Below are 12994 nucleotides of genomic sequence, written 5' to 3' on the forward strand. Positions count from 1 at the left end.
TTATCATGACAACGAAGGAAGAAAGAAGATTAAAAATAAAACGAGGAATACGTGGGAAAGTTGCAGGAACACCTGAACGTCCACGCCTTACTGTGTTTAGAAGCAACAAGCAGATCTATGCACAGGTTATAGATGATACTACAGGTAAAACTTTGGCTGCTGCTTCATCTTTGAAATTAGATGTTAAGGCTCCCAAAAAAGAAATCGCTGCCAAGGTTGGTGAATTGATCGCTAAAGGCGCTCAGGAAGCTGGTATTCAGGCTGTTGTTTTCGATCGTAATGGTTATCTGTATCACGGTAGAATTAAAGAATTAGCAGATGCTGCACGTAACGGCGGCCTTAAATTTTAATGAAGATGGCAGGAGTTAATAATAGAGTTAAATCGACCAACGACTTAGAGTTGAAGGACAGATTAGTTGCAATCAACCGCGTAACTAAAGTAACGAAAGGTGGACGTACTTTTAGTTTTGCTGCTATTGTCGTAGTAGGAAACGAAGACGGTATCATCGGTTGGGGCTTAGGTAAAGCTGGTGAAGTAACGACAGCTATCGCTAAAGGTGTAGAAGCTGCTAAAAAGAATTTGATCAAGGTTCCTGTTCATAAAGGTACTATTCCTCACGAACAGCTTGCTAAATTCGGTGGTGCACAGGTGCTGATCAGACCGGCATCTCATGGTACTGGTGTAAAAGCCGGTGGTGCTATGCGTGCTGTATTGGAGAGTGTTGGTATTACTGACGTTTTGGCTAAATCAAAAGGATCATCAAACCCTCACAACTTGGTAAAAGCTACTATTGCTGCGCTGGGTGAATTGAGAAGTCCGTTTATTGTAGCTCAGAACAGAGGTGTATCTGTAGAAAAAGTGTTTAGAGGTTAATTAGGGAGGAAAAATTATGGCGACTATTAAAATTAAACAAATTAAGAGTAGAATTAAGTGCCCGAAAGACCAAAAAAGAACACTTGATGCACTGGGCCTGACAAAGTTGAACCGTGTAGTAGAGCATGAAGCTACTCCGGCTATCTTAGGCATGGTTGAGAAAGTGAAACATTTGGTTTCAGTAGAAAAGTAATAATTGGTTGAAAAAATAAATTATAAGATATGAACTTATCAAATTTAAAACCTGCTGAAGGATCTACTAAGACCAGAAAAAGAATCGGCCGTGGTCCGGGTTCAGGATTAGGAGGAACTTCAACAAGAGGTCATAAAGGAGCAAAGTCAAGATCTGGTTATTCAAAAAAGATCGGATTTGAAGGCGGTCAGATGCCTATTCAGAGACGTTTGCCTAAATTTGGTTTCAAGAATATTAATCGTGTTGAATATAAAGCTATCAATATCGCTACATTACAGTTAATGGCTGAATCTCAGAACTTAACTAAAATAGGTGTTAACGAATTGATCGAAGCTGGTTTTATTTCATCATCTCAAATGGTTAAGATTCTTGGTAATGGTAGCCTGACTGTTAAATTAGATGTTGAAGCTCATGCTTTCTCTAAAAGTGCAGAAGCAGCTATCCAGGCCGTAGGTGGAACTGTTGTTAAACTCTAAGTCATGAGAGCAGTTGAAACAATAAAAAATATCTGGAAGATTGAGGATCTGAGAAATCGGATCCTCACCACTCTTTTATTGGTGGCTATATATCGCTTCGGAACGTATGTAGTACTTCCTGGTATTGATCCTCAAGCGTTAACCGCTTTACAGGCGCAGACAAGAGGCGGATTGCTTGCACTGTTGGATATGTTTTCAGGTGGTGCATTCTCTAATGCTTCTATTTTTGCATTGGGTATTATGCCTTATATTTCCGCTTCAATTGTTATGCAGTTGTTAGCCATTGCAGTTCCTTCTTTCCAGAAATTACAGAGAGAAGGGGAGAGTGGTCGTAGAAAGATCAATCAATGGACTCGCTACCTCACAGTAGCTATCCTGTTATTCCAGGGGCCGACGTATCTGGTGAACTTAAGTGTTCAGTTGAAGGCCGCTGGTGCAGCTTTACCTCCGGGTATTCTGTTTACTATATCTTCTACTATTATTCTGGCTGCAGGAAGTATGTTTATCTTATGGCTAGGTGAAAGAATTACAGATAAAGGTGTTGGAAATGGTATTTCATTTATCATTTTGATTGGTATCATAGCCCGTCTGCCGCATTCATTGTTCCAGGAATTTATTTCAAGAACAAGTGAAAAAACTGGTGGTCTGGTTATGTTCTTGTTTGAAATGCTGTTTCTTTTACTTGTTATTGCCGGTGCAATTTTATTGGTTCAGGGAACTCGTAAAGTGCCCGTACAGTACGCTAAGAGAATTATAGGTAACAAACAATATGGTGGCGCTCGTCAGTATATTCCTTTAAAGGTAAATGCTGCAAACGTTATGCCTATCATCTTTGCTCAGGCAATTATGTTTATTCCTATTTCTATTGTAGGATTCTCCAGTACAGGTGATCAAAGTGGTTTTTGGGCTGCATTTATGGATAATACCGGTTTCTGGTATAATTTTGTATTTGCGGTATTGATTATCCTCTTTACTTATTTCTATACAGCTATCACGATCAATCCGACCCAGATGGCTGATGATTTGAAGAGAAACAATGGATTTATTCCGGGTGTTAAACCTGGAAAAAGTACCAAAGACTATCTGGATACAATCATGGATCGTATTACTCTTCCGGGTGCATTCTTCTTGGCATTGGTAGCTATTATGCCTGCTTTTGCAAGAATCGCTGGTGTGAGTATGGAGTTCTCTCAGTTCTTTGGAGGAACATCTTTGTTGATTTTGGTTGGTGTAGTGTTGGATACATTGCAGCAAGTAGAAAGTCATTTGTTGATGCGTCATTATGACGGTTTGTTGAAGTCAGGAAGAATTAAAGGTCGTACAGGCTCAGTTGCCGCTTATTAATAGGATGATCTATTTAAAAACAGATGAAGAAATCGAGTTGATGCGTTCGGCCAATCAATTGGTAGGCCGGACACTGGGAGAATTGGCAAAGCATATTGCTCCCGGGGTTACAACTCTTCAACTCGATAAGATTGCTGAAGAATTCATTAGGGATAATGGAGCAGTCCCAGCTTTTTTAGGGTATGGTGGTTTTCCAAATTCAATATGTGCTTCTGTAAATGAGCAGGTAGTGCATGGTATTCCTTCCTCAAAAGCAGTTTTAAAAGAAGGTGATGTCATATCAGTTGACTGTGGTACCATATTGAATGGCTTTGTTGGCGATTCAGCTTATACTTTTTGTGTAGGTGAAGTGGCACCGGAAGTGAAGAATTTGTTGAAGACGACAAAAGAATCTCTTTATCAAGGTATTCAACAAGCTGTAGAAGGAAAACGAGTAGGAGATGTTAGTCATGCGGTGCAGACATACTGTGAATCGAAAGGTTACTCTGTTGTAAGGGAACTGGTGGGACATGGTATCGGACGCAAGATGCATGAAGAACCTGAAGTACCCAATTATGGAAGATATGGTTGCGGAGCTTTATTGCGTAGTGGTATGTGCATCTGCATTGAACCTATGATCAATATGGGAAGCAAAAATGTCGTTTTTGAAAAGGACGGTTGGACGGTGCGTACAAAAGACAGAAAATGTTCTGCTCATTTTGAGCATTGTATAGCGATAAGACCCGATGGTCCTCAGATTTTATCTTCATTTGAATTTGTAGAAGAAGTTCTAGGAAATAACGCAATTTAATTTGATTTATATGGCTAAACAAGCAGCTATTGAACAAGATGGAGTTATAGTAGAAGCATTGTCAAATGCAATGTTTCGTGTGGAATTAGAGAACGGACATGAAATTACTGCCCACATATCAGGAAAGATGCGTATGCATTATATTAAAATTCTTCCTGGTGATAAGGTTAGAGTAGAAATGTCTCCGTATGATTTATCAAAAGGTAGAATTGCTTTTAGATATAAATAAAAATAACTAGATATGAAAGTAAGAGCATCTTTAAAGAAGCGTACACCTGAATGTAAGATTGTAAGAAGAAAGGGTCGCTTATACGTAATTAACAAGAAAAACCCTAAGTATAAACAACGTCAGGGATAATTTATTATTTTTGCAAAATAATTAAGTAAGTAATATGGCTATAAGAATAGTTGGTGTAGACTTGCCACAAAATAAAAGAGGAGAAATCGCTTTGACTTATATCTACGGTATCGGTCGGAGTGCTTCAAAATCTATTTTAGAGAAAGCAGGCGTTGATCGTGATATCAAAGTAAAAGACTGGACAGATGATCAAGCTGCAAAAGTACGTGAAGTCATTGGCGCTGAGTACAAGGTAGAAGGTGATCTTCGTTCTGAAGTTCAACTAAACATCAAGCGTCTGATGGATATCGGATGTTACAGAGGTGTTCGTCACCGTATTGGTTTGCCTTTGAGAGGCCAGAGCACAAAGAACAATGCTCGTACTCGTAAGGGTAAGAAGAAAACTGTTGCAAATAAGAAAAAAGCTACTAAATAATAAGAGTTGATATGGCAAAAAAAACAGTCGCAGCAAAGAAGAGAAACGTAAAAGTTGACGCTTACGGTCAAGCTCATATTCATTCTTCTTTCAATAACATTATTGTGTCTCTTGCCAACAGTGAAGGTCAGGTAATCAGTTGGTCTTCTGCAGGTAAGATGGGATTCAGAAGTTCTAAAAAGAACACTCCGTATGCCGCTCAGATGGCAGCACAAGATTGTGCTAAGGTAGCTTATGATCTTGGTTTGAGAAAAGTAAAAGTATTCGTAAAAGGACCGGGTAACGGACGTGAGTCTGCTATCAGAACTATCCACGGTGCCGGAATCGAAGTAACTGAAATCGTAGACGTTACTCCGCTGCCTCACAATGGTTGTCGTCCTCCGAAAAAGAGAAGAGTATAATTAACTATAGTTTCTTGAACATTGAATCCGGAATTGTGAATAGATTGCATAAAGACCTTATCCTCTCTGTAATCGCGGCTGCACGGTTCCAGATTCAGACAGAAAAATTAAAACAATAAAAAAATGGCAAGATATACTGGACCAAAAACAAGAATTGCCCGTAAGTTTGGTGAGGCTATATTCGGACCGGATAAAGTTCTTTCTAAAAAGAATTATCCTCCCGGACAACATGGTAACGCCAGAAAAAGAAAAACTTCTGAATACGGAATTCAGCTTCGCGAGAAGCAAAAAGCTAAATACACTTATGGTGTATTGGAAAAACAATTTAGAAACCTGTTCGACAAAGCGCAGCGTTCAAAAGGTATTACCGGTGAAGTTCTGCTTCAGTTACTGGAAGGTCGTTTGGACAATGTAGTTTATCGTTTGGGTATTGCTCCTACGAGAGCTGCTGCACGTCAGTTGGTTTCTCACCGTCACATTACAGTTGATGGTAAGGTTGTAAACATTCCTTCTTACTCTTTGAAAGCCGGTCAGATCGTTGGTGTTAGAGAGAAATCCAAGTCTTTGGAAGTGATTGCTGATGCATTATCAGGATTCAACCACAGTAAATATCCTTGGATTGAGTGGGATCAGTCTTCTTTAAGCGGAAAATTACTGCATCTGCCGGAAAGAACTGACATTCCTGAAAACATTAAAGAGCAGTTGATCGTAGAATTGTATTCTAAATAATAATTGATTTCCATGGCGATATTAGCATTTCAAAAACCCGATAAAGTATTAATGTTGGAAGCGGACAATTTCTTCGGAAAGTTTGAATTTCGTCCGTTGGAACCCGGCTATGGTATTACTATAGGTAATGCTCTGCGCCGTATTCTCCTGTCGTCGCTTGAAGGTTTTGCTATTACATCCATTAAGATCGAAGGTGTTGACCATGAATTTGGTACAATTCCCGGTGTTATTGAAGATGTAACAAACATTATCTTGAACCTGAAACAGGTACGGTTCAAGCATATTGTAGACGACATAGAGAATGAGAAAGTAAGTATTACTGTTTCGGGTTCGGAAGTGTTCAAAGCCGGTGATATAGGTAAACAGCTGACCGGATTCGAAGTATTGAATCCAGACTTGGTTATTTGCCGTTTGGATCCGAACGCTGGTTTCCAGATTGAATTAACAATAAATAAAGGACGCGGATATGTTCCCGCTGATGAAAATAGAGACCCGAATGCAGACGTTCACGTTATTGCCATCGACTCTATTTATACTCCTATACGTAATGTTAAGTATTCAATCGAGAACTTCCGTGTTGAGCAAAAGACGGACTACGAAAAGTTGGTTCTTGAAATAGCCACAGATGGTTCTATTCATCCGAAGGAAGCGTTGAAAGAAGCTGCTAAGATTCTGATACATCATTTCATGTTGTTCTCAGATGAAAAGATTGCGATCGAGACAGTAGATACTGACGGCAATGAAGAATTCGATGAAGAAGTACTTCACATGCGCCAGTTGCTTAAGAGCAAGCTAGCAGATATGGACCTTTCCGTTCGTGCTTTGAATTGCTTGAAAGCTGCAGATGTTGAAACATTGGGTGAACTGGTTAAATTCAACAAGAATGATTTGTTGAAATTCCGTAACTTCGGTAAGAAGTCGCTCACTGAACTTGATGAACTGCTTGAAAGCCTGAACCTTTCATTCGGTATGGATATCACGAAATATAAATTAGATAAAGAGTAAGTAAAGCGATGAGACATAATAAGAAATTCAATCATTTAGGTCGTACAAATACTCACCGTGAAGCAATGCTGTCTAATATGGCTTCTTCTTTGATCAAGCATAAGAGAATCTTTACGACAACAGCAAAAGCTAAAGCGCTTCGTAAGTTTGTTGAACCTCTGATCACAAAGTGCAAAGAGGATACAACTCACTCAAGACGTGTGGTATTTAGTACTTTACAGGATAAGAACGCTGTAACAGAACTTTTTAAGGAAGTAGCTCAGAAGATCGGTGATCGTCCGGGTGGTTATACCAGAATTATTAAGACTGGTAACCGTTTAGGTGACAACGCTGCTATGTGCTTCATTGAATTAGTTGATTACAACGAAAACATGTTGAAGGATACTACAGCTAAGAAAACTACGAAAACAAGACGTTCTCGTAAGAAATCTACAGCTGCTGAAACAGCTGCTCCGGTTGCTGAAGCTCCTGCAGCAGAAGCAACAGAAGAAAAAGCTGCAGAATAATTTCTGTAACTTATATACGATACAAAAACAGCCGACATTCTTATGCCGGCTGTTTTTGTATATAAACAAATTAATTTATTTGTTTACTTACTTGATATTTTTTAAAGCTTCCTGCGCTGTAGCATTAGATGGATCGATTGATAAAATCTTGTTCCAGTAAATTTTGGAGTTATCCATATCTTGTTTCAAATAATAATAGTAGCCCAGGTAACGGTAACATTCGGTTAATTCATTGCTATATTTCTCTTTGTTTTTTTCAAGAATGGGAATGCAAGACTCGTAATAGGGTTTGGCTAAACCCTGTTCTGTCTCGGGGTCCAGTTGAGATTGTGTACGTGCCTGCCATAGGCTACCAAGGTGGCTATCCGGTACACGTTCTTTTACAATAGCAAATAAGCTATCAGCTTTGAACAAGTACTTTTGTGCTGCAATATTATCTTTTGCAGCTGCTGTATAGTAATATTTACCTAATTGATAGTAATCAGCAGCTTCCGATTCTTCTCCCAGTGCCTCTATATACTGTGTATAAGCCTTGATGGCCTCAGCATTATTTTCGCTGTTACTATAAACTTCAGCAAGGTCCTTATAGATTTCTGTATGCGAAGAACTTTCTTTTATAGCTTTCTGTAATGCATCTGCTGCCTGATCATATTGTTTTGCTTTATTCAACAGGCGACCGTAATATAAATAGTCCTGCCAGATATATTTAGCATCCGGATTATTGAAGAAAGTCTCTATTTCTTCCAGTCCTTTTTCGTAGGCTTTGCTTTCGTAATCATTATAGATGGCCAGACGTTTCAATAAAAAGTTATCAGGGTCAATAGCTTGTCCTTCACTGATTATTTTACCGGATTCAGCGTATTGTTTATTGAAGAACAAAGCAGAGGCATAATGAACCAGATTGTCTGTTGAGTAAAGACCTCCTGCCATGTAGGTTTTATAAGCTGCTACAGCTTTAGGATAATTCCCTTGTAATGAATAGATGTTTCCCAAATGGCAGTACGCCGGCAAGTAATCCGGATAGTTTGAAATTACTTTCTGAAGCATTTCTATTGATAATGTTGGAGTGACTCCCTGATATACGTTTGCATATTTGATATAAGCTTCCTTGCAGGCCGGATCGAAGTGGATAGCCTGTTCATATCTTCCGGCAGCATCTCCTGGTTTATCTTTGCTGATAAGTAAATCGCCTTCATACAAATAAATGGCGGGGTCGTTAGCATTATATTTCTTTGCATTATCGAGAGCCGCCTGGGCTTCTGCCTCCATTCCGTTCATTGAGTAGGCTTTAGCAATAGCGACATAAACAGAAGCATCTTTTTTATTGATTTTGATTGCTGCATCAAATGCTTTTTGCGCAGTAGATTTATCTGTTTTGAGTAGCACTTTACCTTCACCTACTTTATTATAGGCATAATCAGGAAATGTCGTCCATCCTTTCTGGTAATTAGCCAGAGCTTCGAAAGTTTTATTTTCATCAAAAGCAATTTCTCCCAGATAGTATAAAGCTTCAGCCTGTTCGGCAGGAGAACTGCTCAGCTGTTTCTCAAAAATCCGGCTTGCTATAGTTGGTTCGCCGGCTTTGTAAAAGTCAATGCCTTGCCGGTTATCTGCGTAAACGGCAATAGCGATAAAACTTAAAAGGATTATATATAAATTCTTTTTCATGACTGTAAATATTTATAGGGTTTATAACTGGTCTCTGACATTTACCAACCTTACAGGTTGTGTAGCCGGAAGAATACCTGATTTAAGAATGATCCGCTGTCCCCGGTCGCTAGCTATGAAAGTTGTAAAACCGGAAGCCAGGCCCATGCGGGGTTCTGATAATATCAGATAAACAGGCCTGCTCATCGGATACTTTTTCAATGCAATATAGGCCTGATACGGTTTAAAACTATTTGTTGCAGTGGCATGCCTGTAAGGACTGACTGCCATTACTTTTATATTCTCAGAAAAACTCATGTTGCTTGTATCGGACGGATTACTGATCCAGTTTACTCCGATGATACCTAACGCTCCACGGTTTTGGGATACATAGTTTATTACTTGCCGGTTTTCTTTCATTGCATGTAAATCCCCGGAAAATGATTTTCCGTTACAGATTGAATCAATAGCATAGCGTACAGTTCCGGAATTAGGGTTATCGAATACAACTTCGATCCTTCCCGATTGGTTATCGGAACTGAGTTCTTTCCATTCTTTTATTTTTCCCGTCAGTATGTCTCTCAATGCAGGGATACCAATCAGAGAATCTGTATTTTGTTTATTTACAATCAATGCAATGGCATCTGTTGCTATTTGAATGTTTCTGGGGAATAATTTTTTAGTGTTCATAAATTCCGTCTCTTCTTTGGTTAGCGGGCGTGAAGTAATGGCCAGACGGATACTATCGCGCAGCAACCTGTTGATAGTTTCTGTTTCACCGGAAAAGTAAGGAACAATCCCGGCTTCCTTATAAATACTTTCGAAAACGGCGATTTCTTCTTCTACGACAGGGGCAAAGCAGCCATCGGAAGCTATAGCGATAACGCCACTGGTCGGAGTATCGTCCGGAGTTTCTGTTTTCTTGTTTCCGCAAGAAACCAACAGAACTATACATACTGTTATATAGAATAAACTTTTCATCGTTTGCCGTCTTTTATAAGCCTGTAACCTCTGAATAAAGTGTAGCAGAAGAACAGAATACCAACTGTTATTCGCATAGGGAATGACATATTCTCATTAAACAAGTTAGTGAAAACCAGCAGGAAAGTCATTCCGAGGTATATCATGACCATGAATATACCCCAGACAAACTTCATATTTATACACTTTACCTCCATCTTATTGTAATTTAAATCGTACCGGAACTGTAAAGTAGACTGGTACCGGTTTACCATTCTGTTTCCCCGGAACCCATTGTGGCAGAGACTTGATAACGCGTAATGCTTCTTTGTCGCAAGCCGGATCCAATTGCCTTAGAACTTCCACTTTCGTGATCTCTCCCGTTGGGCTTACAACGAAGCGGAGGGTAACTGTTCCCTGAATACCATTTTCGGCAGCGATTACCGGGTATCTCAAATGTGTACTAATGAACTTCAGTAAAGCCTCGTTTCCACCGGGGAATTGCGGCATTTGTTCAACGGCAACATAAGGTTCGGTTTCTTCTTCAATCACTTCCTTGTTGTCTTTCAGGTCTGCAATGTCGATGGCATCTTCACTTTCGGAACCTTTTACGTCTGCCACTGAGATAGCCAGTTTTGAGGTTGTCAGTTCTTCCTGTGTCTTGATTTCCTCTTCCTCCCTTACATCTTTATCCGCCTTAATAACAGGAGGGGTAAATTTGATTGTACTTTTCAGTACGGGAGGAGGTGGAGCCTCTAAATTACGGATTTGATTTTCTTCCGGTACCTTCGTTTCCATTTGCAGGTTGGAAAGTGTCGTTACTTCCAGTACCTGCTCTTTGGCGTGCTGGGGAATAACCGATTTGATCAAAACCGGGATTGTCATGACCAGAATAGCTCCGATAGCTACAATGATCAATGCGCGGATATGTCTGCCGGAAGAATTTTTACGCAACTCGTATGCTCCGTAGTCTTTATTCTTCCCGTTGAAGATCAATTCGCACCACTCCGGTGAATTCAGATTTATATTGTTCATATTAATCATGATCGTTCTTTTTTATTGGTGATACGAATTATTTTCTTTTAGGGCCGGCATTAGCCTCTGCTATTTGTTTAGCGAGTTCTCCGCCGCTTTTCAGGTTGTCGACCAGAAATTTATCTCCGTCGGTTATATCGACGATTGCATATTTACCAATATTGCATATCTGCATTTCGTCGAGCGCATCTACCAGGTCTTTATAAGAAGCATCGTCGGTCGCCTTGATCAGTACGACCGGGGCATCTTTGCCTCCTTTTATCTCTGTAGCCTGCTTTTTAAACTCATCTTCGGATATATCTTTGTTTAGCTTTTTCACTTTCAACTCCGATATTTGTTGTACAGCGTCGGAATTGCGTTCCAGTAGGATGTTACGTAATCCGGTAGGAGAAAAATCGGTTGTTTTCAGTGATTCTACATGTTCATAATCCGGTTCACCGAAATAGTAGTACACCTTGCTGTCTTCACCCAATATAAGGGTGATGGCTTTAGAGGCTTTCACTTTTGTCTGTTCGGCTTCCGTGACATGGTCTTTCGACGGCATACTGATCTCCATGGTCTGCGGCTTACTCAGCGAAGTACAAAGCATGAAGAACGTGATCAGCAACATATTCATATCCACCATCGGCGTAAAGTCGACACGGATATTGACTTTCTTTTGTTTGCCTTTCTTGCCGTCGCCTTTTCCTTTATCTGTATTTACTTCTGCCATACTGCTTGTTGTTTAAACATTGTCGGGCACATTCTTGAGAGTTGTTATGAGATTATATCTGTTTTCTCTCAGGTCCTGCAATGTGTTCATTATATTTTTGATTTTAGGATACGGCGTCTGTTGGTCGGCTTTGATGGCGATCACCAGGTCGCGGTTCACTTCGCGGGCATGTTGTACCCAGGCTTTGAATTGGTTGTTCGTGCTATCGGCAGGGATTCCGTAATTCTGCGTCAGACGGTCCTGTTCGGAAGACGGAAGATTCAGAAATTCCTGCATATTCTGGATAGGAACACCGAAGGAAGGAAGAAGGCTGAATTCGTATATTTCTTTGTCGCTGAAGTTAATACCGTAGTCTTGGCCCAGCTTCTTTAATACGTTTGCCTTATCCTCTTGTTTGTCCATGCTCATAAATACTTTCCCTTCCGGATCTACCAGGATGGAAAGAATATTCGTTTCCGGTATTTTTATTTCGGAAACGGAAGCTGGAGTAGTAACCACGACCGGTTCTTTCTGGATGAAGGTAGATGTCAGCATAAAGAAAGTAAGCAGTAACACCGTTACATCACTCATCGCCGTCATGTCGATGAATGTGCTTTTTCGTTTTACTATAATCTTAGGCATATGTTTCAGTGTTTAGCCGCAAATGTTTGTACGATAGAGAAACCTATTTCATCGATGGCATAGGTGATATTATCTATTTTACTGGTGAAATAGTTGTACGAGATAATAGCCATGGCACCGGTGGCGATACCTAAGGTCGTATTGACCAGAGCTTCGGAAATACCGGTCGACAATGCTACCGAGTCGGGAGCTCCGGCATTGGCCAGGGCGGCAAACGAACGGATCATACCCAGTACGGTTCCAAGCAACCCGAACAGAGTTCCCAATGTCGAGATTGTAGCAATAACCGGCAGGTTCTGTTCCATAGACGGTAATTCCAGTGCCGTGCTCTCTTCGATCTCTTTCTGTATGATGACCATCTTTTGTTCTTTGGTCTGATCCGCCCTGTTTTCTACATCAGTGTAACGGGTCAATGCGGCGTTAACCACATTGGCCACAGAACCCTGCTGTTCTTTACAAGCCTTTTGAGCTGCGTCCAGATTCCCGTCTTCAAGGTCTTTTTTTATAGTACGTACAAATCCTAGCAGGGCTTTTTTCCCTTTAGACCGGTTGATGGCAATAAAACGTTCTACACTCAAGGTGATTACAGTAAGTAAAAGAGTGATAACAACGGGGACAATGAAACCTCCCTTATAAATCGTACCAGCATAGTTGCCGGGAAGCGGATGATTATCCGGATTATTATCCATGAAGTTGGAAGGATTGCCCAGTACGAAATGAAAGAAGCATACTGCCAGGATAAAGCAAATGATAATGACGATGCCGGCTGAAACGCCATTAGATGTTTTCGATATAACAGATTGATTTGTTTTCATAATTTTGATATTATTAAAGAGATAAAAAACAGAAAATAATAGTCTTAGTGTACAAAAAAGGAAATGCACACCCGAATCATGCCGTATTCGAAGGCATAATCAACAATTATAAA

The 12994-nt window shown here is 40.2% G+C and carries 19 protein-coding genes; 13 read left to right on the forward strand and 6 right to left on the reverse strand.

What is annotated here, in order from left to right; genetic code table 11:
* The first annotated feature begins 5 nt into the window (after positions 1-5).
* From rplR to rplQ, 13 genes are all read left to right on the forward strand, one after another.
* Positions 6-350, forward strand: a complete 345-nt coding sequence (gene rplR, locus HMPREF1535_RS12840; protein ID WP_009859533.1) for a 50S ribosomal protein L18 — start codon at positions 6-8, stop codon at positions 348-350.
* A gap of 5 nt (positions 351-355) precedes the next feature.
* Entirely contained in the window at positions 356-874 is a 519-nt protein-coding gene (rpsE, locus tag HMPREF1535_RS12845) for a 30S ribosomal protein S5 (RefSeq protein WP_009859532.1), read from the forward strand.
* 16 nt (positions 875-890) lie between these two features.
* Complete coding sequence (gene rpmD, locus HMPREF1535_RS12850; protein ID WP_046146313.1) at positions 891-1067, forward strand: 50S ribosomal protein L30; 177 nt, start codon at positions 891-893, stop codon at positions 1065-1067.
* A gap of 29 nt (positions 1068-1096) precedes the next feature.
* Positions 1097-1543 (forward strand): 50S ribosomal protein L15, encoded by a 447-nt coding sequence (gene rplO, locus HMPREF1535_RS12855; protein WP_009859530.1) that lies wholly within the window; start codon positions 1097-1099, stop codon positions 1541-1543.
* Positions 1544-1546: 3 nt separating this feature from the next.
* Entirely contained in the window at positions 1547-2887 is a 1341-nt protein-coding gene (gene secY / locus HMPREF1535_RS12860; protein ID WP_009859529.1) for a preprotein translocase subunit SecY, read from the forward strand.
* A gap of 4 nt (positions 2888-2891) precedes the next feature.
* Positions 2892-3677 carry a type I methionyl aminopeptidase gene (gene map / locus HMPREF1535_RS12865; RefSeq protein ID WP_009859528.1) on the forward strand — a complete coding sequence of 262 codons (786 nt, stop codon included), beginning with the start codon at positions 2892-2894 and terminating at the stop codon, positions 3675-3677.
* Between the two features lie 10 nt (positions 3678-3687).
* Positions 3688-3906 carry a translation initiation factor IF-1 gene (infA, locus tag HMPREF1535_RS12870; protein ID WP_009318521.1) on the forward strand — a complete coding sequence of 73 codons (219 nt, stop codon included), beginning with the start codon at positions 3688-3690 and terminating at the stop codon, positions 3904-3906.
* A 12-nt stretch (positions 3907-3918) separates the two neighbouring features.
* The gene (gene ykgO / locus HMPREF1535_RS25405) at positions 3919-4035 is read left to right on the forward strand and encodes a type B 50S ribosomal protein L36 (RefSeq protein WP_005645768.1); all 117 of its coding nucleotides are present in this window, start codon (positions 3919-3921) and stop codon (positions 4033-4035) included.
* A 34-nt stretch (positions 4036-4069) separates the two neighbouring features.
* Positions 4070-4450 carry a 30S ribosomal protein S13 gene (rpsM, locus tag HMPREF1535_RS12875; RefSeq protein ID WP_009859527.1) on the forward strand — a complete coding sequence of 127 codons (381 nt, stop codon included), beginning with the start codon at positions 4070-4072 and terminating at the stop codon, positions 4448-4450.
* 11 nt (positions 4451-4461) lie between these two features.
* On the forward strand, positions 4462-4851 hold the full coding sequence (gene rpsK, locus HMPREF1535_RS12880) for a 30S ribosomal protein S11 (RefSeq protein ID WP_005634781.1): 390 nt from the start codon (positions 4462-4464) through the stop codon (positions 4849-4851).
* Positions 4852-4974: 123 nt separating this feature from the next.
* Positions 4975-5580 carry a 30S ribosomal protein S4 gene (rpsD, locus tag HMPREF1535_RS12885; protein WP_009859526.1) on the forward strand — a complete coding sequence of 202 codons (606 nt, stop codon included), beginning with the start codon at positions 4975-4977 and terminating at the stop codon, positions 5578-5580.
* Between the two features lie 12 nt (positions 5581-5592).
* On the forward strand, positions 5593-6585 hold the full coding sequence (locus HMPREF1535_RS12890) for a DNA-directed RNA polymerase subunit alpha (RefSeq protein WP_009859525.1): 993 nt from the start codon (positions 5593-5595) through the stop codon (positions 6583-6585).
* An 8-nt stretch (positions 6586-6593) separates the two neighbouring features.
* Positions 6594-7091 carry a 50S ribosomal protein L17 gene (gene rplQ / locus HMPREF1535_RS12895; RefSeq protein WP_010800551.1) on the forward strand — a complete coding sequence of 166 codons (498 nt, stop codon included), beginning with the start codon at positions 6594-6596 and terminating at the stop codon, positions 7089-7091.
* An 87-nt stretch (positions 7092-7178) separates the two neighbouring features.
* Here the strand turns inward: rplQ and HMPREF1535_RS12900 are convergent, their stop codons facing one another.
* The 6 genes from HMPREF1535_RS12900 to HMPREF1535_RS12930 form a co-directional block, all read right to left on the reverse strand.
* A complete protein-coding gene (locus tag HMPREF1535_RS12900; RefSeq protein WP_046146314.1) occupies positions 7179-8759 on the reverse strand; it encodes a tetratricopeptide repeat protein in 1581 nt (526 codons plus the stop codon).
* A gap of 21 nt (positions 8760-8780) precedes the next feature.
* The gene (locus tag HMPREF1535_RS12905) at positions 8781-9719 is read right to left on the reverse strand and encodes a PstS family phosphate ABC transporter substrate-binding protein (RefSeq protein WP_046146315.1); all 939 of its coding nucleotides are present in this window, start codon (positions 9717-9719) and stop codon (positions 8781-8783) included.
* A 198-nt stretch (positions 9720-9917) separates the two neighbouring features.
* Positions 9918-10733, reverse strand: coding sequence for an energy transducer TonB (locus tag HMPREF1535_RS12915; protein ID WP_044215307.1), 816 nt, complete (start codon positions 10731-10733; stop codon positions 9918-9920).
* Between the two features lie 37 nt (positions 10734-10770).
* Positions 10771-11445 carry an ExbD/TolR family protein gene (locus tag HMPREF1535_RS12920; protein ID WP_046146316.1) on the reverse strand — a complete coding sequence of 225 codons (675 nt, stop codon included), beginning with the start codon at positions 11443-11445 and terminating at the stop codon, positions 10771-10773.
* A gap of 12 nt (positions 11446-11457) precedes the next feature.
* On the reverse strand, positions 11458-12066 hold the full coding sequence (locus HMPREF1535_RS12925) for an ExbD/TolR family protein (RefSeq protein WP_009859518.1): 609 nt from the start codon (positions 12064-12066) through the stop codon (positions 11458-11460).
* A gap of 5 nt (positions 12067-12071) precedes the next feature.
* Complete coding sequence (locus tag HMPREF1535_RS12930) at positions 12072-12881, reverse strand: MotA/TolQ/ExbB proton channel family protein (protein ID WP_046146317.1); 810 nt, start codon at positions 12879-12881, stop codon at positions 12072-12074.
* Positions 12882-12994: the final 113 nt, after the last annotated feature.

This window comes from Parabacteroides goldsteinii DSM 19448 = WAL 12034, from assembly GCF_000969835.1.
GTDB classification, from domain to species: Bacteria; Bacteroidota; Bacteroidia; order Bacteroidales; family Tannerellaceae; genus Parabacteroides; species Parabacteroides goldsteinii.

What these genes read in the sequence shown, in the direction of transcription:
- rplR (WP_009859533.1), top strand. Translation starts at nt 6, where the DNA reads ATGACAACGAAGGAAGAAAGAAGATTAAAAATAAAACGAGGAATACGT.
- rpsE (WP_009859532.1), top strand. Translation starts at nt 356, where the DNA reads ATGGCAGGAGTTAATAATAGAGTTAAATCGACCAACGACTTAGAGTTG.
- rpmD (WP_046146313.1), top strand. Translation starts at nt 891, where the DNA reads ATGGCGACTATTAAAATTAAACAAATTAAGAGTAGAATTAAGTGCCCG.
- rplO (WP_009859530.1), top strand. Translation starts at nt 1,097, where the DNA reads ATGAACTTATCAAATTTAAAACCTGCTGAAGGATCTACTAAGACCAGA.
- secY (WP_009859529.1), top strand. Translation starts at nt 1,547, where the DNA reads ATGAGAGCAGTTGAAACAATAAAAAATATCTGGAAGATTGAGGATCTG.
- map (WP_009859528.1), top strand. Translation starts at nt 2,892, where the DNA reads ATGATCTATTTAAAAACAGATGAAGAAATCGAGTTGATGCGTTCGGCC.
- infA (WP_009318521.1), top strand. Translation starts at nt 3,688, where the DNA reads ATGGCTAAACAAGCAGCTATTGAACAAGATGGAGTTATAGTAGAAGCA.
- ykgO (WP_005645768.1), top strand. Translation starts at nt 3,919, where the DNA reads ATGAAAGTAAGAGCATCTTTAAAGAAGCGTACACCTGAATGTAAGATT.
- rpsM (WP_009859527.1), top strand. Translation starts at nt 4,070, where the DNA reads ATGGCTATAAGAATAGTTGGTGTAGACTTGCCACAAAATAAAAGAGGA.
- rpsK (WP_005634781.1), top strand. Translation starts at nt 4,462, where the DNA reads ATGGCAAAAAAAACAGTCGCAGCAAAGAAGAGAAACGTAAAAGTTGAC.
- rpsD (WP_009859526.1), top strand. Translation starts at nt 4,975, where the DNA reads ATGGCAAGATATACTGGACCAAAAACAAGAATTGCCCGTAAGTTTGGT.
- HMPREF1535_RS12890 (WP_009859525.1), top strand. Translation starts at nt 5,593, where the DNA reads ATGGCGATATTAGCATTTCAAAAACCCGATAAAGTATTAATGTTGGAA.
- rplQ (WP_010800551.1), top strand. Translation starts at nt 6,594, where the DNA reads ATGAGACATAATAAGAAATTCAATCATTTAGGTCGTACAAATACTCAC.
- HMPREF1535_RS12900 (WP_046146314.1), bottom strand. Translation starts at nt 8,759, where the DNA reads ATGAAAAAGAATTTATATATAATCCTTTTAAGTTTTATCGCTATTGCC.
- HMPREF1535_RS12905 (WP_046146315.1), bottom strand. Translation starts at nt 9,719, where the DNA reads ATGAAAAGTTTATTCTATATAACAGTATGTATAGTTCTGTTGGTTTCT.
- HMPREF1535_RS12915 (WP_044215307.1), bottom strand. Translation starts at nt 10,733, where the DNA reads ATGAACAATATAAATCTGAATTCACCGGAGTGGTGCGAATTGATCTTC.
- HMPREF1535_RS12920 (WP_046146316.1), bottom strand. Translation starts at nt 11,445, where the DNA reads ATGGCAGAAGTAAATACAGATAAAGGAAAAGGCGACGGCAAGAAAGGC.
- HMPREF1535_RS12925 (WP_009859518.1), bottom strand. Translation starts at nt 12,066, where the DNA reads ATGCCTAAGATTATAGTAAAACGAAAAAGCACATTCATCGACATGACG.
- HMPREF1535_RS12930 (WP_046146317.1), bottom strand. Translation starts at nt 12,881, where the DNA reads ATGAAAACAAATCAATCTGTTATATCGAAAACATCTAATGGCGTTTCA.